This window comes from Desulfovibrio sp. DV, from assembly GCF_001936595.1.
Lineage (GTDB): Bacteria > Desulfobacterota > Desulfovibrionia > Desulfovibrionales > Desulfovibrionaceae > Solidesulfovibrio.
In genome coordinates, this window is record NZ_MLBG01000078.1 from 1 (window position 1) to 23,338 (window position 23,338).

The 23,338-nt window shown below is 69.5% G+C and carries 17 protein-coding genes and 2 pseudogenes; 6 read left to right on the forward strand and 13 right to left on the reverse strand.

The window, feature by feature from the left end:
• Window positions 1-39: 39 nt before the first annotated feature.
• Entirely contained in the window at window positions 40-867 is an 828-nt protein-coding gene (locus tag DVDV_RS15470) for a helix-turn-helix transcriptional regulator (protein WP_075355550.1), read from the reverse strand.
• A 250-nt stretch (window positions 868-1,117) separates the two neighbouring features.
• On the opposite strand from DVDV_RS15470, the gene DVDV_RS15475 reads away from it, so the two are divergent.
• A complete protein-coding gene (locus DVDV_RS15475; RefSeq protein WP_368482922.1) occupies window positions 1,118-1,996 on the forward strand; it encodes a bile acid:sodium symporter family protein in 879 nt (292 codons plus the stop codon).
• 315 nt (window positions 1,997-2,311) lie between these two features.
• Here DVDV_RS15475 and DVDV_RS15480 read toward each other — a convergent pair whose 3' ends face one another.
• The 8 genes and pseudogenes from DVDV_RS15480 to DVDV_RS15510 form a co-directional block, all read right to left on the reverse strand.
• Window positions 2,312-4,117 carry a pilus assembly protein PilZ gene (locus DVDV_RS15480; protein ID WP_075355538.1) on the reverse strand — a complete coding sequence of 602 codons (1,806 nt, stop codon included), beginning with the start codon at window positions 4,115-4,117 and terminating at the stop codon, window positions 2,312-2,314.
• 103 nt (window positions 4,118-4,220) lie between these two features.
• Complete coding sequence (locus DVDV_RS15485; protein WP_175577114.1) at window positions 4,221-6,077, reverse strand: BatD family protein; 1,857 nt, start codon at window positions 6,075-6,077, stop codon at window positions 4,221-4,223.
• A gap of 208 nt (window positions 6,078-6,285) precedes the next feature.
• Window positions 6,286-7,104, reverse strand: a complete 819-nt coding sequence (locus DVDV_RS23480; protein WP_254845404.1) for a tetratricopeptide repeat protein — start codon at window positions 7,102-7,104, stop codon at window positions 6,286-6,288.
• Between the two features lie 428 nt (window positions 7,105-7,532).
• Window positions 7,533-8,048: pseudogene (locus DVDV_RS23930) on the reverse strand (VWA domain-containing protein); the annotation flags it as partial.
• Window positions 8,045-9,031 carry a VWA domain-containing protein gene (locus tag DVDV_RS15495; protein WP_075355540.1) on the reverse strand — a complete coding sequence of 329 codons (987 nt, stop codon included), beginning with the start codon at window positions 9,029-9,031 and terminating at the stop codon, window positions 8,045-8,047. The gene DVDV_RS15495 and the pseudogene DVDV_RS23930, both read right to left, overlap by 4 nt.
• On the reverse strand, window positions 9,031-9,534 hold the full coding sequence (locus DVDV_RS15500) for a hypothetical protein (RefSeq protein WP_075355541.1): 504 nt from the start codon (window positions 9,532-9,534) through the stop codon (window positions 9,031-9,033). Before DVDV_RS15500 ends, DVDV_RS15495 begins: the two co-directional genes overlap by 1 nt.
• Window positions 9,531-10,436 (reverse strand): DUF58 domain-containing protein, encoded by a 906-nt coding sequence (locus DVDV_RS15505; RefSeq protein WP_075355542.1) that lies wholly within the window; start codon window positions 10,434-10,436, stop codon window positions 9,531-9,533. Before DVDV_RS15505 ends, DVDV_RS15500 begins: the two co-directional genes overlap by 4 nt.
• A gap of 98 nt (window positions 10,437-10,534) precedes the next feature.
• Window positions 10,535-11,620, reverse strand: coding sequence for an aromatic acid exporter family protein (locus tag DVDV_RS15510; RefSeq protein ID WP_075355543.1), 1,086 nt, complete (start codon window positions 11,618-11,620; stop codon window positions 10,535-10,537).
• A gap of 265 nt (window positions 11,621-11,885) precedes the next feature.
• Here DVDV_RS15510 and DVDV_RS15515 point away from each other — a divergent pair, with 265 nt between their 5' ends.
• Entirely contained in the window at window positions 11,886-13,505 is a 1,620-nt protein-coding gene (locus DVDV_RS15515; RefSeq protein ID WP_075355544.1) for a sensor histidine kinase KdpD, read from the forward strand.
• A 241-nt stretch (window positions 13,506-13,746) separates the two neighbouring features.
• Here DVDV_RS15515 and DVDV_RS15520 read toward each other — a convergent pair whose 3' ends face one another.
• A complete protein-coding gene (locus DVDV_RS15520; protein ID WP_075355545.1) occupies window positions 13,747-14,460 on the reverse strand; it encodes a tetratricopeptide repeat protein in 714 nt (237 codons plus the stop codon).
• Window positions 14,461-14,584: 124 nt separating this feature from the next.
• Here DVDV_RS15520 and DVDV_RS15525 point away from each other — a divergent pair, with 124 nt between their 5' ends.
• Window positions 14,585-15,145, forward strand: a complete 561-nt coding sequence (locus DVDV_RS15525; protein ID WP_075355546.1) for a LysM domain-containing protein — start codon at window positions 14,585-14,587, stop codon at window positions 15,143-15,145.
• 72 nt (window positions 15,146-15,217) lie between these two features.
• Window positions 15,218-16,192 carry a MoxR family ATPase gene (locus DVDV_RS15530; protein WP_075355547.1) on the forward strand — a complete coding sequence of 325 codons (975 nt, stop codon included), beginning with the start codon at window positions 15,218-15,220 and terminating at the stop codon, window positions 16,190-16,192.
• A 60-nt stretch (window positions 16,193-16,252) separates the two neighbouring features.
• On the opposite strand, the gene DVDV_RS23490 is transcribed toward DVDV_RS15530, so the two are convergent.
• From DVDV_RS23490 to DVDV_RS15540, 3 genes and pseudogenes are all read right to left on the reverse strand, one after another.
• Window positions 16,253-17,353: an SEL1-like repeat protein gene (locus tag DVDV_RS23490; protein WP_254845402.1), complete on the reverse strand. Its 1,101-nt coding sequence runs from the start codon at window positions 17,351-17,353 to the stop codon at window positions 16,253-16,255.
• Between the two features lie 76 nt (window positions 17,354-17,429).
• Window positions 17,430-18,329 (reverse strand): annotated as a pseudogene (locus DVDV_RS23935) (tetratricopeptide repeat protein); the annotation flags it as partial.
• Window positions 18,330-18,413: 84 nt separating this feature from the next.
• Window positions 18,414-18,911 (reverse strand): prepilin peptidase, encoded by a 498-nt coding sequence (locus DVDV_RS15540; protein ID WP_075355548.1) that lies wholly within the window; start codon window positions 18,909-18,911, stop codon window positions 18,414-18,416.
• Between the two features lie 160 nt (window positions 18,912-19,071).
• Between DVDV_RS15540 and DVDV_RS15545 the strand changes: the two genes are divergently transcribed.
• Window positions 19,072-21,591, forward strand: a complete 2,520-nt coding sequence (locus tag DVDV_RS15545; RefSeq protein WP_075355549.1) for a response regulator — start codon at window positions 19,072-19,074, stop codon at window positions 21,589-21,591.
• 573 nt (window positions 21,592-22,164) lie between these two features.
• The coding region (locus DVDV_RS15550) for a PEP/pyruvate-binding domain-containing protein (RefSeq protein WP_175577115.1) at window positions 22,165-23,338 on the forward strand (1,174 nt) is incomplete at its 3' end.

Below are 23,338 nucleotides of genomic sequence, written 5' to 3' on the forward strand. Positions count from 1 at the left end.
TATCCCTGTGTGCCTTGATTGGTTGCAGGGCTTGCTCGCTCAAGAAGGACACGGGTGTTTGCCGGCCGCCTGGGCTGTCGCGCCTGGGCCGGCCCGCCGGCCCCGGGCAAACTCCCCGGGTGTGCTCCCGAAGGCCTCCCGAAAAGCGGCCACGAAGGCCGAGGCCGATTCGTAGCCGCTTTCCAATCCCGCCGACGTGACGCTGGCTCCCGCCTCCAGGTGGGCCAAAGCAGCCAGCAGCCGCTGCCGGCGTCGCCATTTCCCGAACGACAGCCCGGTTTCACTTTGAAACCGACGCGCCAGGGTGCGCCCGGTCATGCCGGCGCCTTTGGCGATGGTTTCCATGGGCCGCGCGTCGTCCGGGGCAGCGGCCAGGGCCCGGCAGACCGCGGCGAGTTGCGGATCCGCCGGCCAGGGCAGGCTGAAGCCGGCGACGGGCAGGGTGGCCAGTTGGTCGAGCAATACCGCGACCAACCGTCCGTCCGGCCCCTCTTCGTCATACTCCGGGGGCAGGGCGGCTGCGGCCAGGATCAGCTCCCGGGCCAGCGGCCCAACCGTCAGCACCAGACAGCGGGGTGGACAGAAAATATCCTGGTCGGCCCGGATATACAGGCTTCGCATCTCGGCCGGTTGCGATGTGGTCACTTCGTGCACAAGGCCCGGCGGCAGCCAGACGGCGCGCCTTGGCGGGGCCACATGGCTGCCGGTTGGCGTGGCGACGGTGAGCACGCCTTCGCCGGCAAAGGAGAGCTGGCCAAAGGCATGGCTGTGGGCTGGGGCCAGGGAGCCGGCCGGCAGCGATTCGCTGCGGGCGTAGACCGTGCGCGGCAGGCTGTCGAGCTGTGGCAGACGGCGTTGTTGCGGCATGTCCATTTCTCGCTATAAAATGTCATTTTGGCGCAAGACGGACCGGATGTCTAGGCCTAGAAGGAGTCCATCACATTCAAGGAGACGGACATGATCGGCAGGCTTTTGCGCAAGATGGCATCGGATTGGTTTTTGGGAGGCATGATTTCGGCCGTGCTGCTGGCGGCGGCCTTCCCGGCCTTCGGGGCGGCCGGCGGGGCCATGCACGCCGACGTGGTCAGCGACGCCGGCATTTTCGCGGTCTTTTTTCCTGCACGGGCTGGCCCTGTCCACCCGCAGTCTGGTGGCGGGCCTTGGCAAGGTGAAGCTCCATCTGCTCGTCCAGACCCTCACCTTTGTCATCTTCCCGCTGCTCTATATTCCTTTCAAGCTGGCTTTTGGCGGCATCATCCCCGAAGGGCTCATGCTCGGGTTTCTCTATCTGTGCGCCCTGCCCTCCACCATATCCTCGTCCGTGGCCATGACGGCCATCGCCAAGGGCAACGTGCCGGCAGCCATTTTCAACGCCACCCTGTCGAGCCTGCTTGGCATCGTGCTGACCCCGGCCATCATCGGGCTGGCCATGGAAGGCGGGACCACCGGCGGCTTGTCCCTGGGCGGGGCCATGCTCAATATCGCCACGCTGCTGTTTCTGCCCTTTGTCCTCGGGCAGCTGGCCCGGCCGGTCCTGGGCAACCTGGCCTCGCGCTACAAGAAATACATCAACACCTTTGACAAGCTGGTGATCCTGCTTCTGGTCTACAGTTCCTTTTGCGACTCCACGGCCTCGGGCCTGTGGCGCGACAACGGCCTGTCGGTCATCGCCATGACCCTGGCCGGGGCGGCCCTTTTCCTGGCTGCGGCACTGTTCGTGTCCTCAAAGGTGTCGTCCTGGATGGGTTTCTCCGAGGAGGACCGGATCACGGCGATTTTCTGCGGCTCCAAAAAGACCCTGGCCTCGGGCGTGCCCATGGCCCGGCTGCTCTTTGGAACCCATCCGGCCCTGGGCCTCATTGTCTTGCCCATCATGTTCTACCACCAGCTCCAGCTCTTCGTCTGCTCCATCATGGCCGGCCGCTTCGCCGACCGTTTTACCAAGGTCCGGGAGGATGAAACGGTGGCTGACGGGCTGGTGCAGGTCCGCAGCTAGGACCGGGGGGATGGAGCGTGAAGTGAGGGAAGAGCGAGAAGAAGGGGGGAGTGCCTCCGGCGGCCGGGGGGATGATCCCCCCGGACCCCTGCAAAGGGAAAAAAGTTGAAAAAGGGGGTTTTTTAGGCGTGGGCGACCAGTCCGGCCGCCGCGATTTCTTGTTCCCGTCCCCCGTCGCGGCAACGCCGTCCCCCCTTTACCCCTTTGGGGGGTCCGGGGGCCTCAGGCCCCGGCCGCCGGAGGCTTCTTCCTCTTCCTCTTCCTCTTCTCATCCCTTCCCATCCCTTCTCCTGCCTCCACCTCGTTCTCGTCCCCCTAACGCGCCAAGCCGTTTCGGAAAATCCAGTCGTTTATGAGATACAGCCCGTCCTTGCCGACGGCTGCGAGGCGCACGAACCGTTCGTTTCGGATCTCGCCTGCCTCGGTGAACTGAAATCCCACGTATTTTTTGCGCAGCGGCGGAAAATCCCGGATGCGTTTGGCTTCCAGCCGGATGCCCAGGCGCAGCGGCGGCGTGTTGGGCCGGCCGGACAACTGGATATGGGCCAGGAGTGGATGTTCCCGGCTGGTCTCGGTGAAATAGGCGTAGGCCGGGGCATCCTCGTGGATTTCCAGCATCAGGCCGCCGGCCGAGAGGTCCTTGATGCGGCAGTGGGCGGCGCGGTCGGGGATGATGCAAAACGGGGCCGGCCATTTGTCGATGGTGCCGAGCGCATTCCAATCGGCATCCGGGGCCGGGGCCGAGAGTTCGAAGAGTTCCACCACGGTAGGGTCGATGGGCAGGCGTTTGTGGTTGCGCCGGGTGAGTTCGAACGCGGCCGGGATGCTCAGTTCGATCAGGCAATGGGAGGGGTCGGGGCTGACCACGGACAGGATGGTGGTGCGAAAATCGCAGTAGGTGCTTTTTTTGTTGGCACCGACCACCGCGAAATAGCCGTGGACTTCCTGGTCGGGCACGGCATCGTTTAAGCGGTTGCCGCGCGGCGACTGCACCACCATGGAGTCGTCTGTCACGGCCCGGATGTGGCAGGGGTTGATGGCCGTGTCGTTGGGATCGGTAAAGAGGTTGAAATAGAGGATGCTTTTCTGGTCCAGGGCCGAGAGCAGCACGGTGCGTTCGGCCACTTGCAGGCCCCGGGTCGGGGTGTTTTTTTTCTGCTGCAGGGTTTTGACCCGGGCCAGGGTGCGGCGCAGCCAGACCATGGCCGCCACCCGGTTGGCCAGGGACTGGGGCGGCTCGCTGCCCAGGCGGAAGCGCGCTTCGGGATACTGGCGGGTGGTGCGGCTGTCGAACTCGTTTAAAAGGCTGCGCAACAGTTCCAGGGGGCCGGGCTCGGCGGCGGCCTTGCCGGCCGGCTGGGTGGCCTTTCGGGCTTCCTGGTAGTCGGCCAGGGCCATCACCTTGGGAATCTCGCCGATGACCAGGGCGGCAAAGCGGTCGTTGCCGGTTGGCCGGGCGGCATTTTGGAACAGCGTCTTAAACGTCTCCAGGATAAACGTGGTCTTGTACTTGGCTTCCAGCAGCCGGGCGGTGAACTCGAAGACCGGTTTGGCCGTAAGATCGATCAGGGTGATGGTGCCGATGGAGCGCAGGTACCAATGGTAGGCGTCGTCCTGTTTTCCTGGCCGCACAATGACGTTGTCGCCGAGCTTTATGACATAGTCGAGGGTGTTGAGTTCCAGGCAATAGCTGTTTTCGCGGAGTTCCGTGATCCAGCGGACGGCGAAATGGCGTTTTTCGTCTTCATGGGTCCACTTCCAACAGTGATAGAGCAGCTCATTGCTCAGAAAATCCAGGAACCGCCTGCGGTTGAAGCTGTTCGCCAGAAGCGTGCAGACCGTCGGTTCCAGTTTCTGCAGGTCATTGTCGCATACGACTAGCCCCCGGTTGATAAGCCAGGCCGGCAGGGCCGCGTCTTTGGCAAAGACGTGGCGCTGCACCGTGGTGTCCGCGACTTCGCCCTCGGTTGCGGTCAGAAGGCCTTCGGTGATGGCCCGCATGAGGGCCGAGGCGGCGCTTATGAGCTGGGGCTGGTTGTCGGGAGTGGCGGTCAGAGGGGAAACGCGGCCGAAGTGCAGGTCGAGACTGGTCTGGATGACGGGTGCCAGGAAATCGTTCATGCGATGAGACCTTGCAGTGTAGATTTTTGGCGGTGAATTATGTTCGAACTGATAGCAGACTGCCACCTTTTAGCAAGGAGGGGCCCGCCGCCCGGACTGGATTCTACGGGAGCCGTGTGACGGCAGTGTCGCGGGCCACCCAGCCCAGGGCATCGTTGCCGGCATCCACCCGCACAAACCCGCCGCGCCGGGGGCCAAGCCTGACCAGGGCGGCCGGGGGCAGGGTGAAAAGCACTTCGGCTTCGGCCTCAGGCGCGGACAGGGCCGCTGTTGCGGCCGTGACCACCGCCCGGGGGGCCAGTATCGGGGCCAGGGCCAGCCAGCCGGCTTCCAGGGCCAGCCAGCCGGCCAGGATGCCGGCCATGAGCCAGGCTCCCCGGGGGAGCGTGTGCCGCCAGCGCCGCACGGCCAGGAGCAGCAGCACCAGGATGGCCGCAGCCAGGGCTCCGCTGGCCAGCATGGTGCGCCTGGGCAGCAGGTTGCCAAGCAGCAGGCTCGGCGACAGCGGCGGCAACCCGGCTGCATTCCGGGCCTTGGCCACCGCATCGTCGCCGGGCTGGGCCAGTTCGGCCCGGTACAGCCACAGGGCCGCCCGGCCGGTATCGCCGGCCAGCCGCCAGGAGGCGGCCGTATCCAGGCACACGGCCAGGGCGGTCCCGTTGCAGCTATTTTGGAGTGCGGCCTCGAAGCCCTGGGCTGCTTCGGCGAAGCGGCCCGAGGCATAGGCGGTCCGGGGCGCTGCCAGGGACAAAGCGTTCCCGGCCGGGGCGAGCAGGGGCGGGGCCAGGGCGGCATCCGGTGCCGGCGCGGCCGTGACCGACAAGACCGTCTCCGGGCCGGACAGGACGCGCCAGACCTCGCGGTCTGGGTCGAAAACCGCCAGACGGGGTCCGGGAAGCGTGTAGCGTCCGGGGCTTTCGGCCCGCAGGGCAAAACGGACCGTGCGCCGGCCGGTAAATCCGTCCGGGCCGCCGCCGCCTGTATCCTGGGTGGAAAGCCGCCGGGCCGAAAGGCCCTGGGGCAGCATCGGAGCCGGCAGCACCGCTTCGGCCAGATTGCCCCGGCCGGACAGGACGACTTCCAGCCCGGCCTCCTGGCCGGCGGCCACCGGGGCAGCGGGCACCCTGGCGTCAAGTTCCATCTGGCCGACCAGCTCCGAGGCCGGCAGCCCGGCCGGGACCGGGGGCAGAGGGCGCACGGCGATTTCCAGGGCCGGACCGTCGATGACACTGGGGCCGGGCGCGCCGGGGATGCCCGAGAGTCTGGCCCGGGCCGGGGCCAGGGCCAGACGGCCGGTGCGCAGCGGGGTCAGGGCGTAGTCCACCTGGCTTACGGCGTAGCGCTTGCCGCCGGCGGTCAGCTCGGTGTCGGTCTGGCCGGGCAGGGCGACGGCGGTAAAGCCGTCGAAAGCCGGTGGGGTGATGGCGATGCCCGAGGCGGGAACCGACCGGAACAGGCGCAGGGTATAGACCACGGTCTGGCCGCGGTAGGGATTTGGCCGGGACAGGGCGGCGTCGAGCAGGATGGCTTTCCCGGCCAGGGTCGGCGGGGGGCCGGGGTCCGGCCGCACGACAACGGTGGCCGGGCTTGTGGTCAGGCGCGTGCCGCCGGTTGCGACCGACAGGGCCGGGATCAGGCCGTTGCCGCTGCGCCTGGGGGTCAGTTCGAAGCGGTAGGCGGTAACGACTCCCGGCCGTCCGTCCGGGCCGGTGCGCGAGCCCACGACCCGGCCGCGCGGGGTCACGGTGAAATCGACAATGGGCGCGATGTCGATGACGGCCGAAGCATCGCCCGGCACCAGCACCCGCAGTACCACCGGCCGGCCGACAACCGTCTCTCGGGGATCGACCTCCACCGCAATGGCCGTCTCGGCCAGGGCTGTCCCGCCCCCCCAACACCACCATCCCATGACCAGGACACAAACAACCAGCCACACCCCTTTCCCCGGGAGGGTTTCCAAAGGGCACTGCCCCTTGGCCGCCCCAGCTGCGGTGTTCCGCGCCAATTCCAGGCTTTGGCTGCTTCGATCCGCAGCCGACCGGATTGCCAGCCAGCGCCAGGAGCCCCTTCCGAGACTTCTCCCTGGGCAGGTGGCCGGGGGGATCATCCCCTCGGCCACCGGAGGCATCTTCCTGCCTTCGCTTTTCATCTCTTCCCCCGCATAGGCCTCACCAGTCCTTCTCCACCGTCGGTCTGCCGTAGACCGGGGCGACCGGCAGTCCGGGCAGATCGGGGATGCGGTCGAGGATGGGATCGTCGGCCGCTCCGGGCGAGTCGGCCCGGCGGGGGCCGCCTTTTTCGCCGTCCGGGCCGGCGACCGGCACGCGCGCTTCCTGGGCCTTGGCCGGGTCGGCCGTGTCGGGCGGGGGGCCGGGCTGGGGCGGCTGGTCCGGGGCGCTTTCCCGGCCGCTGCCGTCATCGCTTCCCTGTGGCGAGGGGGCCTTCCCGGTCTGGGCCTGGGCTGCGGCGTTCTGGCCGGTCGGGGACTGGCCGGGCCGGTGCTCGTCGGGGTTTTCCCCGGATTGCGGCTGGGGCGGGGGGGGAGTCGGGTTGGCGCGCAGCCAGTCGAGGTTGGCCCGGGCGTCGGCATCGTCGGGATCAAGAGCCAGGGCGGCCTCGTAGGCGGCCATGGCTCCGGGGACGTCGCCCAGGCGATAGGCGGCGTTGCCCTGGTTGTAGCGGGCCTTGGTGGCCAGCGGGGCAGGGCCGAGGCTGGCCGCCCGGTCAAAGGCGGCGCGGGCGGCCTCGAAGCGGCCCAGGCGGTATGAGGCTGTGCCGATGTCGTAGAGGATGGCCGGATCGTCGGGATCCCTGGCCCGGGCGGCCAGGAAGGCGGCCAGGGCGGCCGGGTAGTCGCCGCGGGCATAGGCGTCAAGGCCCTGTCCGGTTTTTTCGGCGGCCGAGGATGCGGCCAGGGCCGGGCCGGCGGTGAGGACAATGAAGGCCAGGACAGGGAGCAGCCGGCCGGATGCCGGGGCCAGGAGCATGTCCAGAAAGAGCAGGGCGATGCCGGCGGCCAGGAACAGCCAGCCGTCGTCTCCGTCGCTGGCGTCCGCGGCGTCCGGTCCGGTGGCGGCGGCAGACGCTTCCTGTTCCCCTCGGGCGGCCAGAGCCTCGGCCAGGGGTTTGGCTGGGGACGGCCCGTCCGGGACAGGCGAAAGGCTGCGCCGCCGCTTTGCCGGGCCAGTTCGGCCAGCCCGGCCACATCCACCCCGGCCGCAACCGGCGCGCCGGCCGCCGTGCGAAGGGGAACGCCGTCGGCTCCGGGCACGGGGGCGGGCAGGGCCGAGCCCACGGCCACGGTATAGATCGGTACATCGCCGGCCGGGCTGTCGGCCACGGGGCTGGTGGTGGCTTCGCCGTCGCTTAGAAGAAGCACGGCCCCGGGTCGCACGCCGCCAAGGGCCAGCCGGGCAGCCTCCAGGGCGGTGGTCAGGTTGGTGCCGCCCAGGGGGGCTGCCTCGGGTGTGAGGGCGTCGAGAAAAAGGGCCAGGGCCGAGCGGTCCGGGGTGATGGGGCAGGCCAGCCAGGCCCGGCCGGCAAAGCCGACCAGCCCGGCCTCCACGGCCGGCAGCCGGGCCAGGGTGTCGAGAACAAGGGCCTTGGCCGCGCCGAGCCGGTCAGGGGCGAGGTCGCGGGCCAACATGCTGCGCGAGCAGTCCAGGGCGATGGCCAGGCGCAGCCGGGGGGGCTGGCCGATGGCCGCCGGCCGCTCCCCGGAACCGAACCGGGGGCCGGCGGCGGCCAGGGCGATGGCGGCCAGTCCCAGGAGAAAGCACAGGCTTTTGACCGCCCGGTGGCCCGGTGATGCGGCCAGAGTCGGATAGGCTGCGGCAATGGACCGGCGACGGGCGCGGGCCAGGAGGGCAAAGGCGAGGCAGACGGCCACGGCGGCCAGGAGCCACAACCATTGGGGGCGGATCAGGGTCATGGCAGCCTCAGGGCGCGGGTGGCGGCCAGGGCGGCCCACAGGGTCAGCAGGCACACCGACGCCCCGGCCAGGAGCGGGGCCAGGGGGATGGCGTCCCGCGGCACGGCCAGGATGTCGCTCGGCTCCAGGGCGGCAATGGCGGCCGAGGCCCGGGCCAGCCCGGCGGCGTCCTCGGCCCGGAAAAATTCCCCGCCGCCGTCCCGGGCCATGGCGGCCAGGGCCTCGGCATCGACCGGGGCCTTTTCGTGGACGATCTGCCGGCCAAGCAGCGGATGGCTGACCAGGAAGGCGGCCGGCTCGTCCCCGCCAACCCCCACGGTAAAGACCCGCACACCCCTGGCCGCCGCTGTCCTGGCCGCGGTCTGGGGGTCGAGTTCGCCGGTATTGGAGCGGCCGTCGCCGAAAATGACGGCCACCCGGGACAGCCCCGGGCTTTCGGCCAGCCGCTTGACGGCCAGTCCCAGGGCGTCGCCCATGGCAGTCTTGCGTCCGGCCGCGCCCACTTCCAGGCTGGACAGGGCCTTTGTGAGCACGGTGCGGTCGGTGGTTGGCGGGATGACGGTGTAGGCCCGGGAGCCAAAGGCGACCAGGCCGATGCGGTCGCCCGGCCGGATGGCGGCAAAACGGGCGGCCGCCTCGGCTACGGCCTCCAGGCGGGTCACGGTGCGGTCTTGCTGGCGCATGTCCATGGCGGCCATGGATTCGGACAGGTCAATGGCCAGCATGATGTCCACGCCCCGGCCAAGGAGCACCGGTTCGGTCGGGGCAAGGCTCGGCCCGGCCAGGGCGCAGATGGCCAGGGCCGCGCCAAGGGGCCGCAGCAGGCCCGGCAGGCGCATGGCCAGGGACGGCCGGCCGGCGGCCCGGACGGCCCCTGGATCGGGCAGGCCAAGCGCCCCCCGGCCGGCCGCGCGGCGGCGAAGGGCCAGGACCAGGGGAAGGGCCAGCAGCAACAGCAGGGCCAGGGGCCGGGCCAGGGCCATCAGGGCCTCCTGCCGGGCAAGAGCGTCCGGGCTGTCTGCCAGTCCCGCTTGCGGTCCGGCCGGACGGCCGTGTCGGCCGTGCCGGGGCTGTCGGTGGCAAAGCAGATCGCCTCGGCCCGTGCAAAAAGCGCGGCCAGACCGGCCGTGCGGGCCGGGTCCGCCCCGGTCTGCCCCAGGCGGTCGAGGATTTCGGCTGCGGTCATGGCGGTGGCGGGAAAGCCGTCGTCGGCTTCGAGCATGGCCCGCACCAGTCCGGTCAGGCGGAAATAATAGTCGCGGTCGCCCAGTCCGCCGCCATCCGGGCCAAGGGCGGCCAGGGCGGCGGCCAGACGGCGTCCCGGCGCAATCCTGGCCTGGCGCATCCGCCACACGCGCCACAGCGCCAGCCCGGCCAACAGAAGGCCGCCCGCCCCGGCGGCCAGCACCAGCCAGTCGGCCGGCCCGGCCAAGGGTAGGGGGCCCTTGATGTCGTGGATGTCGGTCATGGCGGCCAGAGTACTCATAGCGGTCGGCCGTTTTGGAGGCGCAAGCGCGTCGGGCCGGCCCGGCGGCGGAAAAAGGCGGCCAGGGCCGGGGCGGGCGGGGCGGCTGCCGGCAATGTCAGGACATCGACGCCGACAGCGGCCAGGGCGGCCAGGGTCTGGCTGCGGCCCTGGGTCCGGGCGGCGGCGTAGCGGGCCCGGGCGGCCGGGTTGCCGCAGTCGAGCAGGGTCGCTCCGCCGGTTTCCAGGTCGGTGACGGTCACGAGCCCGGCCGGGGGCAGGGAACCCTGGTCATTGGCGGCCAGACAGGCGGCGGCCACATTGTGCCGGCTGGCCAGGCGTCCCAGGGGCAGGGTGAAATCGCCGGCCAGGAAATCGGACAGGACAAAGACCACGGCCCGGTGGGCCAGGGCGGTGGCGGCCAGGGCAAAGGCCGGGGCGGGATCGGTCCTGCGCCCGGCCGGCACGGTCTCGGCCAGGGTGCGGGCCACGGCATAGGGCATGGCCGGGCCGGCGGTCGGCGGCACAAAGGCCTCCACCCGGTCGGTAAAAAGCACCAGCCCCACCCGGTCGCGGCTGGCAGCGGCGCTGACTGCCAGGGTGACGGCGGCGATGGCGGCGGTTTCGTACAGGGATGGTCCGGCGGCGGCAAAGGCCATGGAGGGGCTTGCGTCCACGGCCAGCATGAGCGTGCGGCTGCGTTCCTCGCGGTAGCGTTTGACAAAGGGCCGGCCCAGGCGGGCTGTGGCCTTCCAGTCCATGGCCGCCACATCGTCGCCCGGTGTGTATTCCCGGGATTCCTCATATTCCATGCCGGCGCCGCGGTAGGCGCAGCGGTAGACGCCGGCCAGCGGGGCGTCGGCCGCGCCGTTTTGGAAAAGGCGCACCCGGCGCGCCCTGGCGAGAAGTTGCGATGCCTGCATGGTTGATTGGCCGCCTGTCCCGGCCGGGGTGTTCCAGCTTGGGGGCGAAATTCCTGGCTCCGGGGTATCAAGGCCGGGCCGGCCGGGCAAGGGGCGGGCTAGGCCATTTCCATGGAGCGGATGCGGGCGACGGTTTCCCGGGCATCGGCGGCGCAGGCCAACATGCCGTGGACGAAGCTGAAAAAGTGCATGACTTCGCTTAAGTCGTAGGCGGCCGGGGCGCGGTCGCGGCGCATGGCGGCGAGTTTTTCCCGGGCGGCGGCCACGGCGGCGTCCAGGGCGGCGACCTCGGGCAGGGGGCCGCTGCCGCGCAGATGGGCGGCCAGACCGGTCAGCACCTCGGCCCCGGTGTGTTCCAGGGCGGCCAGTTCCTCGGGAAGATGGCGGTGCAGGCCCTTGCCGCGCCATTCAACGGCCACGTGGTCCATGCCGAGCACATGTTCAAACAGCCGTTCGCCCCGGAAAAGGAGCATGGCCCGCAGGGCGCTTTCGCCCTTGTCGCGGCTTTCGGTGTCGGCCTCCAGGCGCAGCTCCCGGCAGCGGGCCAGGGTGCGCAGGATGCGGTCTTTCAAGGCAAAAATGTGGCGTTCGGGATAGTCTTCCCGAAGCCGCCCTTCCACCACCACGGCAAAAAGCGATGCCACGTCCTCAAAGAGTCGGGCCAGACCGTGGGCCAGGGCCCGGCTGGCCCGGGACGGCAGCACCACGGCCGAGACGACCAGGGCGGTGACGATGCCCACGGCGATTTCCAGAAAACGGTCGAAGCCGAGCACCACGGCCGGGATGTCGGGATGGCCGCCGAGAATGACGATGACGGTCGTGATGCCGGCCACCCGGGAGCTCTCCCGCAGTCGGGGGATGGCCGTGCACACGGCCAGGGTGGCAAAGACGGCCAGACCGGCCGCGACGACCGACTGCCCGCCGAAATGGGCGGCCACCGCCCCGAAAACGGCCCCCACGGCCGTGCCGGCCAGCCGGGTCCAGGCCGCGCGGATCGAGCCGCCAAGGTTGGCCTGCATGACGATGACGGCTGTGACCACGGCCCAGTAGCCCTGAGGCAGGTTCAGGGCCGTGACCAAAAGCTGGGTGGCCACGGCGGCCAGGGCCGTGCGCAGGGCATGGCGCAGGCCGAACCTTCGGGCTGCGGCCCCGAGCCGGGACCAGAGGGTGGATAAAGCGGGCATGGGCTGCGTACTCCTTGCGACAAAGAGGCGCTGTGTACTCGCGCGGCGTCCGGATGGGAAGCCCCTGCCGGGTCGGCCTGCGCGGGCGAGTTGTGCTTGTCTGTATGCTATGCTACGTATTCGGCCGTTGCGAAAGACGCTTTGTCGCACCAACCTGCCCCTACTCGGAGTCGATGGCTGTGACGCAATTGCCACGCTTCGGATTGCCGCCTGCCGACGGCCAAACCCCAACCTCCTGGACGTTCCCTGTGGTCGGGGCGCGCTTGTGACCGGCGGACGGCTGCTCATTCCCGGCGGCCCGGACCGGGATCCCGCCCTTCTGGCTGCCGGACTGGCCCGCTGTGGCCGATCCTGCGCCCCTGTGGACTTCCAGCGCCTCCTGTCTGCCGAACCCCTGGCCCTGCCCGACAGCCTCATCATTTCCCTTTTCGGCCGGCCCGGCCCGGAACCTTTGCCCGAACTGCTGGCCGCCCTGGACGGGCTGGCGGTGCATGCCGTGTTTCTGGCCGACGCCGGCTTTGCCGCGTCCGGGGACGGGGTGCGGGTGCTGCGCGGCCTGGACGCGGACGGACTTGGCGCGGTGCTCGACATGCTGGCCGAACGCGATGCCCTGGCCCGGCAGAGCGCCGGGCATCTGGCCTGGAAACAGGCGCTGTTAAACGGTTTTTCCGGGATCGTCGCCGTGTGCGATGCCAACCGGCGGGTGGTCTACGGCAATGCCGCCCTTGGCCATCGGGCCGGGACCGATCCGGCCACAATGCCGTGCTACACGGCCCTGCATGGCCGGGGAGAGCCCTGTCCCTGGTGCCCGGCCAACGATGTCCTGGCCGGGCGCACCGTGACCATGGAAATCCAAAGCCCGCTGGACGGCCGCTATTTCTCCATGGCCAGCGCCCCGTTGCGCCTTCCGGGCGAAGCGCCGCTCATGCTGTCGCTTTTTGCCGACGTCACCGACCGCAACATGGCCCTGTCCCGATTAAAGACGCTCAACCGCGATCTGGAGCGCCGGGTCGGCGAGCGCACCGACAGCCTGTCCCGCCAGACCGCCGAACTGGCCGAGGCCAACAGCCGCCTGCTCGAACTCGATGCCCTCAAATCCGGATTCCTGGCTACCGTCACCCACGATCTGCGCACGCCGCTGACCTCGGTGATGGGCTTTGCCAAGCTGACACGCCGGGAATTTCTCAAAGAATTCATGCCGTTTTCCGAGGTGAGCGATACGCTTCGCCGCAAAGGGGCGCGCATTGCCGACAACCTGCGCATCATTGAAAACGAGGGGCTGCGCCTGACCCGGCTGGTCAACGATTTTCTGGACCTCTCCAAAATCGAGGCCGGCCGGCTCGACTGGAACGACCGCAGCGTGGACCCGGCCGAGGTGGTGCGCATGGCTGTGGAGGCGGTTGGCGGCGAATATGAGCAAAACGAACGCCTGGCCCTGGTGGTGGACATTTCCGGGCCGCTGCCGCCGCTTCGCCTGGACCCGGACCGGCTGGTGCAGGTGCTGGTCAATCTGCTCACCAACGCCGCCCGCCACACCTTCGAGGGCGAGGTGACCCTGGTCGCCCGGCAACTGCCGGGCGGGGGGGTGCAACTGCGGGTGGACGACACCGGACCCGGCATTGAAGAAAAAGAGCGCGAGCGCATTTTCGACAAATTCTATCAGGCCCGCCAGGGGGACACCCAGCCTGAACAGCGCCGGGGCACGGGCCTGGGGCTGGCCATCTGCAAGCATATCATCGAGCGTTACGGCGGGGCCATCCGGGCCGAGGCCCGGCTTCCCCACGGCACAAGCTTTGTGGTGGAGCTGCCGACCGGGGCAAGCCGTCCCCGGGGCGGCCCGGTCCCGGCCAGCGAGCGCACGGAGTCCGAATCCCTGCCGTCCTAAGGTCGTGTCCACCAAGCCCGTGTCTGTTCAGAGAAAGGCAACAGGCTTACACCCAAAGATATTTCTTAAAAATACGAACGTATTTTTAAAGGACGCGCCCTGAAGCGCGGGCCAGGATCCTGACCGGAGGCGTCCGGGAAAACCGCTGTGGCATCGTTGCGCGCCTGCCCGGCAGCCGCTTTCCCGTCTTAAGCCCGGCATCATTATGGCCAGGACGCCTCCCGGTCCGTCCGGGTGCAGACTAGATATCGTTGAGGTCGATGGTCTTGGTGGCCGGCTTGGCCGGTTTGCCGGGTTCCTTGGGGCTGGCCGGAGCCGCCGGCTGGGACGCGCCCGGGGAGATGGTCGAGCCGGTGTAGCCGGCGCCCGTTGCCGGGGCGGCCGAGCCGGCGGCCGTCGGCCGTTTGGTGCCGCACAGCATCCGGGCGGCGTCCAGGCGGGCCTTGGCCTGGGCATTGCCGGCCTCGCGGCGAAGGGCCTCCTGGTAGGCGGCCTGGGCCTTGTCGCACTGGCCGGTGACAAGCAGCGCGTCGCCAAGGGCCACGGCGGCCCGGGCGTCCTTGCCGCCGGCCTTGGCCGCCGCTTCGAGCATGTCCCTGGCCCGGGCCGCGTCGCCGTTGCCAAAGGCGGTCAGGCCCATGCCCTCCATGGCCGGAGCATACGACGGATTGGCGGCCAGGGCGGCCCGGAAGGCCTGTTCGGCCTTGTCCTGGCCGTCCTTGCCGCAGGCGATACCGGCCCGGGTGAGGGTTTCGGCCCCGCCGGCAGCTCCGGCCTGGGACAGTTCCCGGCAGGCCCGGGCGAAATCTTTCTGGTCAAAGGCGGCATTGCCGGCGGCCACGGCATCTTTGCCGGTCGGTTCATCAGAAGATGAGAATTTCATGGAACCGCAGCCGGGCAGGCAGGCCAGCAAGGCAGCCAGAGCCACGGGCGCGGCGAGGTTGCGAAGCGACATCAGGGGCACCTCCCGATCAAGCGCGTTAGGATGCCCTGGCTATCCCAAAGCCCGGCCTGATTGTCAAATTGTGTCCCGACTGGTAGAGGCCAAGCTATCCATGCCCGCAACCCGGAGGCCTGCCATGCCCTGGTGCGCGTTGTTGTTCGCTCTCGCCATGCTGGCGCTGCCCGGGCCGGGCGTTGCCGGCGACACCGCCCACATTGCCCGGCCCGGCGACACGCCGGCCGTCCTGGCCAAATCCTACCGCGTGTCCGTGGCTGCCATCCTTGCCCGCAATCCGGGGCTTGATCCCTGTCGCATCAAGGTCGGCGACACCATTGTCATTCCGGATGGGCCGGCCGCACCGGCTGCTCCTTTCGCGTCCCTGCCGCCGGCCGCGCCCCCCACGCCCGCTGCCGCCCGGCCTGCCGGGCCGCCCCAAAACGCCGCCCTGCCCGATGAGGAGGCTCCCGGCCGGCGCTATGTGGTCGCTCCGGGGGATTCCCCGGCCGCCATTGCCGAGCGCTTCGGCATCCCGCTGGCGGTGCTCTCCCGGGCCAATCCGGGCCTGGACCCGAAAAAGCTGCCGGTCGGCGGCGTGCTGACGGTGCCTGAGGGCAGTGCCTGCGCCCCGCCGCCCGTGGCCGTGACCCGCCCTGGCGAGCCGGGTTCCACCGCCCCCCTGGTCATGGACTTCCAATAACCCTCCCCTGCGCTGCGGCCCTTGCGGCCGGCTTCGGCGCAAGGCATACCGGAGCCCGGAGGGGACCCATCTATGATTGATGCAACGGAACTGGCGGCAGCGGCCGGCCAGGTGGCGGCGCTTCGGGCCGAGATGGCCAAGGTGCTGGTTGGGCGGGACGTTTTCACCGACCGTCTGCTGATCGGCCTCTTGTGCCGGGGGCATGTGCTCATCGAGGGGGTGCCGGGACTGGCCAAGACCCTGGCTGTTTCGACCCTGGCCCGGGCGCTTCGGGCCGAGTTTCGGCGGGTGCAGTTCACCCCGGACCTGCTGCCGGCCGACATCTGCGGCACGGAGATCTACCAGCCGGCCACCGGGACCTTTGCCGTGCGCCGGGGGCCGGTTTTTGCCAATATCCTCCTGGCCGACGAGATCAACCGTGCCCCATCCAAGGTGCAATCCGCCCTGCTTGAGGCCATGGCCGAGGGCCGGGTGACCATTGGCGGCGAGACCTTTGCCCTGCCGCAGCCGTTTATGGTGCTGGCCACGCAAAATCCCATCGAACAGGAAGGCACGTATCCCTTGCCCGAGGCCCAGGTGGACCGGTTTCTGCTCCATCTGGCCGTGGCCTATCCGACCCCGGACGAGGAGGCGGAGATCGTGCGCCGGGCCTGTCTGGCCCGGGAACCGGAGGTGGCAGTGGTGCTCGACGGCGGGCAGGTCCTGGCCCTTGCGGACCTGGCCGGCCGGGTGCATCTCGATGCCCGGCTGCTCGACTATATCGTGGCCCTGGTCGGGACCACCCGGGACCCGGGCGGGGCGGGACTGGCCCCTCTGGCCGGCAAGGTGGCCTACGGCGCATCGCCCCGGGCGGCTATTGCCCTGGCCCGTACGGCCAAGGCCTTGGCCCTTTTGTCCGGGCGCGGCTATGCCACGCCGGACGACGTCAAGGCCATGGCCCCGGACGTGCTGCGCCATCGCGTTCTTCTGACCTACGAGGCCCAGGCCGAAGGGCTGACCCCGGACGCGGTCGTGGCGGCGATTTTGGGAGCGGTGGCCGTGCCGTAGAGGCACAGCCGTAGTGCGACAGGGGGCTTGTTGGCGGCGCGGTGCCTGGGGAATGCGCCGTTAAAAAAGCGCCTTGGGGTCGGCCGCGCTGACCGTCGGCGGCGGGGTGCTGCCCGGGCCGGCCTGGGCCGTGGCCGTCGGGTAGCCCGGACCGCGGGCGCTTGGCGGCAGGAATTTGATGGCCTCCACCACGAGTTTTTCCGCTTCAGGATCAAAACCCGCCGGCTTGTAGGCGGCCAGCCGCCCGGCCACCCGTTCCAACTGGTCCGGGGTGAGCCGTTTTTCCAGCACCGCCCTGGCCCGGCCCGCCCGCAGTAGCAGGGCGTCGTTGCCGGGCGTGCGGCTGGCCAGGGACAGCCAGAAAAGCGCGCTCTCGAAATCGCGCGGCACCACCCGCCCCTCATAGTAAAATCCCGCCAGCATGGCCTGGGCCTGGGCATAGCCCTGGCCTGCCGCCAGCCGATACCAGCGAAAGGCCTCCCGGGGATCGGACGACGTGCCCCGGCCGGTCAGGGTCATGGTGGCCGCGTTGCTGCGGGCGTGGGCGTCGCCGCGTTTGGCTGCTTCCAGCATCCAGCGCAGGGCCTCGGCGTCGTTGACCGTGCCGCCCTTGCCCGTCAGGTACATGAGGCCCAGGTTGAACTGGGCCCGGGCATCGCCGGCCAGGGCCGCCTGCTCGTACCATTTGCGCGCTTCGGCGAAATCCGGCGGCCCGGCCAGCCCCTTGGACAAGAGCGACCCCAGGGCGAAGCCGGCTTCGGCATCGCCGGCGGTGGCCGCCTCGCGGTAGAAGTCGATGGCCTTGGCCAGATTGGCGGCGCTCGGAAATTCCTCTTCCGACAAGGCGGCGAGCAGGGCCTTGGCTTCCGGCAGCCCGGCCTCGGCCGCCTTGGCGCACCAGCGAAAGGCCTCGGCCGGATTGCCGGACACCCCCTGGCCGGACAGATGGAGCAGGGCCATGGCGTACATGGCCTGGGGGTTGCCGGCCCAGGCCGCCCGGGAGAGCAGGGCGGCCCCCTGGGCCGTGTCGCCGGGAATCCGGCCGCGCACCATGCCAAGGCCAAGGAGCATGGCCGACTCGGCATCGCCGGCCTGGGGCCGCCTTGGCGCAAAAGCGCCCGGCGCGCTGGGCGTCGCGGCGGTCTTCCGGTCCGGCGGCAAAAAGCCGGCAGGCCGCCCCGGCCGCCCGGTCGTCGGCCTGGGCCGCGGCGTCATAGAGGGCAAGGGCCCTGGCCTGGTCGCGAAAGACGCCCAGGCCCGCGAAATACATGTCCCCCAGTTGCAGCATGGCCGCCACATGGCCGGCCTCGGCCGCCCGCTCAAACAGCCGGGCCGCCTCCAGGGGATAGGCCGTGACCCCCTGGCCGGTCAGATACATCAGGCCCAGATCATAGGCAGCCGGGGCATGGCCGGCCTCGGCGGCGCGGCGGCGAAGGCCGGCCGCCCGGGCCGGATCGGCCGGACGGCCCCGGCCCTCGGCCACAAGCTCGGCCAAGCGGGTGAGCGCCTCGGCGTCCCCGGCCTGGCCGGCCGCCTCGAACCAGACAGCGGCCTCGGCCGGGGTGCCGCCCCGGGGATCGCCGGCCGCGCCAAGCGAAAGCAGGGTCTGGCCCAGGGCCGTTGCCGCCTGGGCGTTGCCGGCCTTGGCTGCCTGGCCAAGCAGGGCCAGGGCCGCGTCGATGTCGACCGGGCCGCCGGCTCCGGAGGCCCGCATGATGCCCAGGCGGGCCATGGCCGAAATATCGCCCCGTCCGGCCGCCTTGGCGTAGAGCGCGGCGGCGGCCTCGTCGTCGCCGGTGAGGCTTCGGGCCAGGTCGCCGGCCACGACCATGGCCGGGATAAAGTTCTTTCCGGCAGCAAAGGTATAAAGCGCCAGCGCCCGAGGCAGGTCCCGGGGGGTGTTTTCGCCGGCGGCCAGCAGCAGGCCCAGGCGGTAGGAGGACGGCACCGAGCCCCGGGCGGCGGCGGCTTCAAGGAGCGGCAGGGCGGCTTGCCGCTCACCCCGGTCGTAGAGCCGCGAACCCAGCTCCGGCGTGGCGCAACTGGCGGCCACCAGCCACAGCGCAGCCAAAAGGGCCAGCCCGTAGAGAGAGGCGGCCAGGGCGCGGCGGCGGACGGAGCATGGGGCGTGGGACATTGGCACGGGCCTCCGGCACGGAAAACGTGGGAACCTTCACTGCCTGTATCTATGGCAAACGCGGGGCGCGGACAATCCCCGGCGCTAAAAATGGGGCAGGGCCAGCGAAAGATAGGGCTGGCCGAACAAAGGCAGGGCCATGGCGGCCAGGGTTCCGGCGGCCATGGCCGGACCGTAGCAAATCCGATAGCCCGGCTCCCGGCCGGTGCGCGACAGGCGTTTGGCGGCCAGCCAGGCCAGGGACTGCACCCCGCCGGCCACGCTGGTGAAAAGGAATACCGTGAGCAGGGCCGAGGGGCCAAGGCCGGCCCCGACAGCGGCCATGAGTTTGACGTCGCCGGCGCCGAGCACCCGGAACAGATGCGGGATGAGAAAAATGATGAACCCGCCGACCAGTCCAAGCAGGGCCTCGGTCAGGCCGGGCAGTCCCGAGAAGACGCCATGGATGATGATGAGCGCCAGCATGGCCGGAAAGGTGATCAGGTTGGGGATGCGCTTTTGGCGGACATCCACGGCCGCGCCGGCGACGACGGCGACGGCGGTGACGGCAAAGGCGACCAGGGTGGGCAGGGGAAGGGGCATGGGGCCTCCGATTTTTTTTGGTGTAGCGGCTGGACGGTTGGTTGTCCAATGCCCGGGAGCAGTCTTGACGCCAGGGCGCAAACACGCGAGATTTACAGGGTATCCGGGCACAAGCCGCATCCCGGCGGCCCGACCCTGGTTTTTAAGCGCCGGAGAGTGCATGGAGCTGGATCGAGCCGAGGCCTTGCAGGCCGAATTGGGTGCTGTTTCGGCCGAACGCGACCGGTTGCGTCAGGCGTTGGCCGAGGCCGGCAGCGTTATCGAACGCCTGCGTACCGACGCCCAGGCCGGCAGCCAGGCCAAGGCCGATTTCATGGCCCGCATGACCCATGAGATGCGCACCCCGCTGTCAGCCATCATCGGACTGGCCAATCTGGCCCAGCCGCTTATCGTCAATCCCAAGGTTTCGGATTATTTTACCAAGATCATGGCCTCGGCGCGAGGTCTGCTCGGAGTCGTCGACGACATCACCGATTTTTCCCGCCTGGAAAAAGGGCAGGCCGATCTTATGGTTGCGCCGTTTGATTTGGCCGCCTCCCTGGCCCGGGTGGCCGACCGGCTTTCACCCGACGCCCGGGACAAGGGCCTGCCCCTGACGGTTCACCTCGATCCGGCCATCCCGGTGCGGCTGGTGGGCGACAGCGGCCGGCTTGAGGGCATTCTGGGCCATCTGGCCGGCAATGCCGTGAAATTTACCGAACGGGGCGCGGTGCGCCTGGAGGCGGAGTTGGTCGCCTGCACCGGCGGCACGGCCACGGTGGCCTTTTGCGTGGTCGACAGCGGCATCGGCATGGAGGAGGCGTCCATCCCGGCCATGCTCGACTCCTTCACCCAGGGCGATGGTTCCCTGTCGCGCCCCTACGGCGGCACGGGCCTCGGTCTGGCCCTGGCCAGCCGGGGGGTGGCCCTTTTGGGGGGAACCCTGTCCGTCGAAAGTTGGCCGGGCCAGGGAACGCGGTTCCGGTTTGCCGTCAGTTTTGCCGAAGACGCCGCCGACCATCCCACCTGCATCCTGCCGGCCGCGCCGGCGACCGCCCCGGCCCCGCCGGGTGCGCCCCGGACCCGGGCCCTGGCCGGCGATGCCGACGCCTGTCTGGCCGAACGCCCTCTGTCCGGGACCCTGGTGCTCCTGGTCGAGGACAACGCCATCAACCAGCAGGTGGCCCGCGAGACCCTGGAGCGCCTGGGCGCGGCGGTGGATGTGGCCCAAAACGGCCGCGAGGCCGTGGAGATGGTGGGCGCGGCCTTTTACGACATCGTGCTCATGGACGTGCAGATGCCGGTGATGGACGGGCTGGCCGCCACCCGGGCCATCCGCGCCCTGGCCGGCGCGGTCGACCTGCCCATCGTGGCCCTGACCGCCCATGCCCTGGACGAAGACCGCGACCGCTGCCTGGAAGCGGGCATGAACGACTATCTGACCAAGCCTCTTGAGGTGGACCGCCTGCTGGCCGCACTTGGCCAGTGGATCGCTCCGGCGGCGGCCGCGGCCCGGACCCGCCTGTCCGCAGCTGCGGCCAGGGCTGCCGGGCGCTCCCTGACCCTGCCGGCGGATACGGCCCAGGCGGCTGCCGCCTCCCCGGAACCGGCGGCTGCGGGCATCGACGTTGCCACCGCGCTCAAGCGCCTTGGCGGCAATGACCGCCTGCTGGCCAGCGTGGCCGCGGAATTCGCCCGGGACTATGCCGACTGCGCCAACACCCTGGCCCGGCTTGTGGCCGGTGGCGACAGCGAGTCGGCCCGGCGGCTGGTCCATACCGTCAAGGGCGTGGCCGGCAATCTGGCTGCCGCTTCCCTGGCCGGGGCCGCCCGGGCCATCGAAGTGGTCCTGTCCGCCGGCAAATATCCCGACGCCACGGCCCTGGAAGCCTTTGCCGCGGCCCTGGCTGCGGCTGTGGCCAGCGCCGCGGCCCTGACCCCGCCAAGCGCCCCTGAGCCGGCCTGCACCACCTCCGGCTGCTGGCGGGTGCTCCTGGTGGACGATGCCAAGCTCAACCGGGCCATTTTTGCCCAGATCATTCGCAGCGCCGGCCACGAGGTGGTCACGGCCAACAACGGCAAGGAAGCCTGCCGGGCGCTTTTCGGGGAAAAAAACAGCGGGCGGCCCTTTGATCTCATCATCATGGACATCGAGATGCCCGAGATGGACGGTCCGACAGCCGCCCGCACCATTCGCCGGCTGCTCTCGGCCAGTGTGGCCCCGCCGTGTCCGCCGGGCGTCCCCATCGTGGCCCTGACCTCGCATGACGCCGATGCCGAGCGGCAGCGCTGCCTGGACGCCGGCATGGACGCCTGTCTGCACAAGGTGTTTGAGCAGGGGGAATTGCTGGAGGAGCTTTCAGCCGTGATGGGCAGCCGGGAGGACAAGGCCCGCCAGTCGGCCTGTCCGCGTCCGACCGGAAAAGCCGGGGCGGGCATGTTGCCGCTTCTGCGCTGCATGGCCGGGCATCTGGCCGAGGGCAGCATCCGGGCCGATGAAGATATGGCCGTGGTGCGCGAGGCTTTCGTGGGGCAGGAAGCACCGCCGGAAGTGGCCGAACTGGCCGATGCCGTGGAGCGCTACGAATTTGCCCGGGCCATCGGCATCCTCAGGCGTCTGGCCCTGGCCCTGGGGTTTGATCCGGCGGCTGCGGTCCCGGACAAGCGGAGCGAAGCCTCCCCCGGAACCGCGTTTCGCTAGCCCGGCGCTTGGCCCATGTGTTGGCTCTTGTTACGGCCGCAACCCAGTATTCAGGTTGTACCGGAGATCAGACCGTGCCTGCATGCACCACAATCCAAAATTCTTGTGGGTTTCCAAAGGGCACTGCCCTTTGGCCGGCGGAGCAACGGTGGTCTCCGTCAAGCTCAAACACCAGCGGTCACGGCCTGTTCCCGCCTTTTCTTGCTCAACTTCCGCCCGTCGCCTTGGCAGCGTATACGGTCGAACCAGACTAACCCCAGGAGGGTTTCCAAAGGGCACTGCCCTTTGGCCGCCGGAGGCATTCCTTCCTGCCTGTTCCCGCAACACCAAAACGGTCTTTTGGTGAACAGGCCCTAGCGCTTGCGGCGCAGTTTGCCGCCGATGTACAGGCCGATGACGATGGAAAAGACGACGACGAGTGTGACAATGGCCAGATTCGCTCCCATGATTGCCTCCCTGTTCCGCCCGTGAGGGCCGGTCGGGCGAGCATAACGGGGAAGTCCACCGGGCGCAAAAGGGAAAGCGCCATAACCGGCGACGGGCACCGCTGCCTGCCGCGTCCGGAGTACGCCCATGGGCACGGTCCTCTCGGGGCTGCGAAGCCTCGCTGCCAGCTTCACCCGGCCCAAGACACCGGCCAACCGCGACCAGACGGCGGCAGTGTTTCGGGAAAAATACAACCGGTTCCAGTCGCTGCTCGAATCCAACACCGAACTGCTCAAGATCTGCTCGGAAATCGAGGCCATGCTCACCGGCCGCGAGGTCTTCGGCATGGCCTTTATCCGGTCGCGCACCAGCCGGGCCATCTTCCACGCCATCCGCATGATCAAGAGCTTCGAGGGGCTTTCGGGGCGGCCCCAGCCCGTGCTGTTGGCCTTGGTCGAACGCCTTTCCGGCGAGATCAAGACCATCCTTGAGGGCCGGGTCAATCCGCTGCGCGGCAAACTGGTGCTCGATCTGGCCGAGATCACCGGCGAAATGGTCGATCAGGTGGGCGGCAAATGCGCCAATCTCGGCGAGATCGCCAACCGGACCGGGCTGCCTGTGCCGCCCGGATTTTCCGTGACCACGGCGGCCTTTCGGGCCTTTTTCGAGGAAGCCGGACTGTTTGAAACCATCGCCAGCATCCGCCTGGGCATCACCCCGGACGATCCGGCCTCCATGGCCGCTGCGGCCGAGGACATCCAGGCCGCCATCCTGCGCGCCCCTCTGCCCGAGGCCGTGGCCCGGGACATCGCCGCCGCCGCCGACCGCCTGGAAGCCCGGCTTGGGCCGGGAATGCGGTTGGCCGTGCGCTCGAGCGCCATCGGCGAGGACGGCGAACTGTCCTTTGCCGGCCAGTACCTCACCATGCTCAATGTTGCCCCGGACCGGCTGGCCTCGTCGTACAAGTTCGTCATCGCCAGTCTTTTTACCCCCCGGGCCATGTCCTATCGGCTGCTCAAGGGCATCCCCGACGACGACGTGGCCATGGCCGCCGCCTGTCTGGCCCTGGTCCCGTCCCAGGCGGCCGGCGTCCTGTACACCCGTCTGCCCGAGGCCCCAAGCCGCCCGGACGTGCTTATAAACGCCGTCTGGGGCCTTGGCCCCTATGCCGTTGACGGGGTCATCACCCCGGACGCCTACCTGCTCAACCGCAAAAATCTGGAGGCGACCTCGGTGACCGTGGCCGACAAGCCCCGGATGCTGGTGGCTGCGCCAACCGGGGGCCTGACCGACGTGCCGGTGCCAGCGGACAGGCGCAGCG

Coding starts and splice junctions, on each gene's coding strand:
- DVDV_RS15470 (WP_075355550.1), bottom strand. CDS start 867: ATGCCGCAACAACGCCGTCTGCCACAGCTCGACAGCCTGCCGCGCACG.
- DVDV_RS15500 (WP_075355541.1), bottom strand. CDS start 9,534: ATGAGTACTCTGGCCGCCATGACCGACATCCACGACATCAAGGGCCCC.
- DVDV_RS23480 (WP_254845404.1), bottom strand. CDS start 7,104: ATGCTCCTGGCCCCGGCATCCGGCCGGCTGCTCCCTGTCCTGGCCTTC.
- DVDV_RS15525 (WP_075355546.1), top strand. CDS start 14,585: ATGCCCTGGTGCGCGTTGTTGTTCGCTCTCGCCATGCTGGCGCTGCCC.
- DVDV_RS15530 (WP_075355547.1), top strand. CDS start 15,218: ATGATTGATGCAACGGAACTGGCGGCAGCGGCCGGCCAGGTGGCGGCG.
- DVDV_RS15545 (WP_075355549.1), top strand. CDS start 19,072: ATGGAGCTGGATCGAGCCGAGGCCTTGCAGGCCGAATTGGGTGCTGTT.
- DVDV_RS15540 (WP_075355548.1), bottom strand. CDS start 18,911: ATGCCCCTTCCCCTGCCCACCCTGGTCGCCTTTGCCGTCACCGCCGTC.
- DVDV_RS15505 (WP_075355542.1), bottom strand. CDS start 10,436: ATGCAGGCATCGCAACTTCTCGCCAGGGCGCGCCGGGTGCGCCTTTTC.
- DVDV_RS15495 (WP_075355540.1), bottom strand. CDS start 9,031: ATGGCCCTGGCCCGGCCCCTGGCCCTGCTGTTGCTGCTGGCCCTTCCC.
- DVDV_RS15480 (WP_075355538.1), bottom strand. CDS start 4,117: ATGAACGATTTCCTGGCACCCGTCATCCAGACCAGTCTCGACCTGCAC.
- DVDV_RS15510 (WP_075355543.1), bottom strand. CDS start 11,620: ATGCCCGCTTTATCCACCCTCTGGTCCCGGCTCGGGGCCGCAGCCCGA.
- DVDV_RS15520 (WP_075355545.1), bottom strand. CDS start 14,460: ATGTCGCTTCGCAACCTCGCCGCGCCCGTGGCTCTGGCTGCCTTGCTG.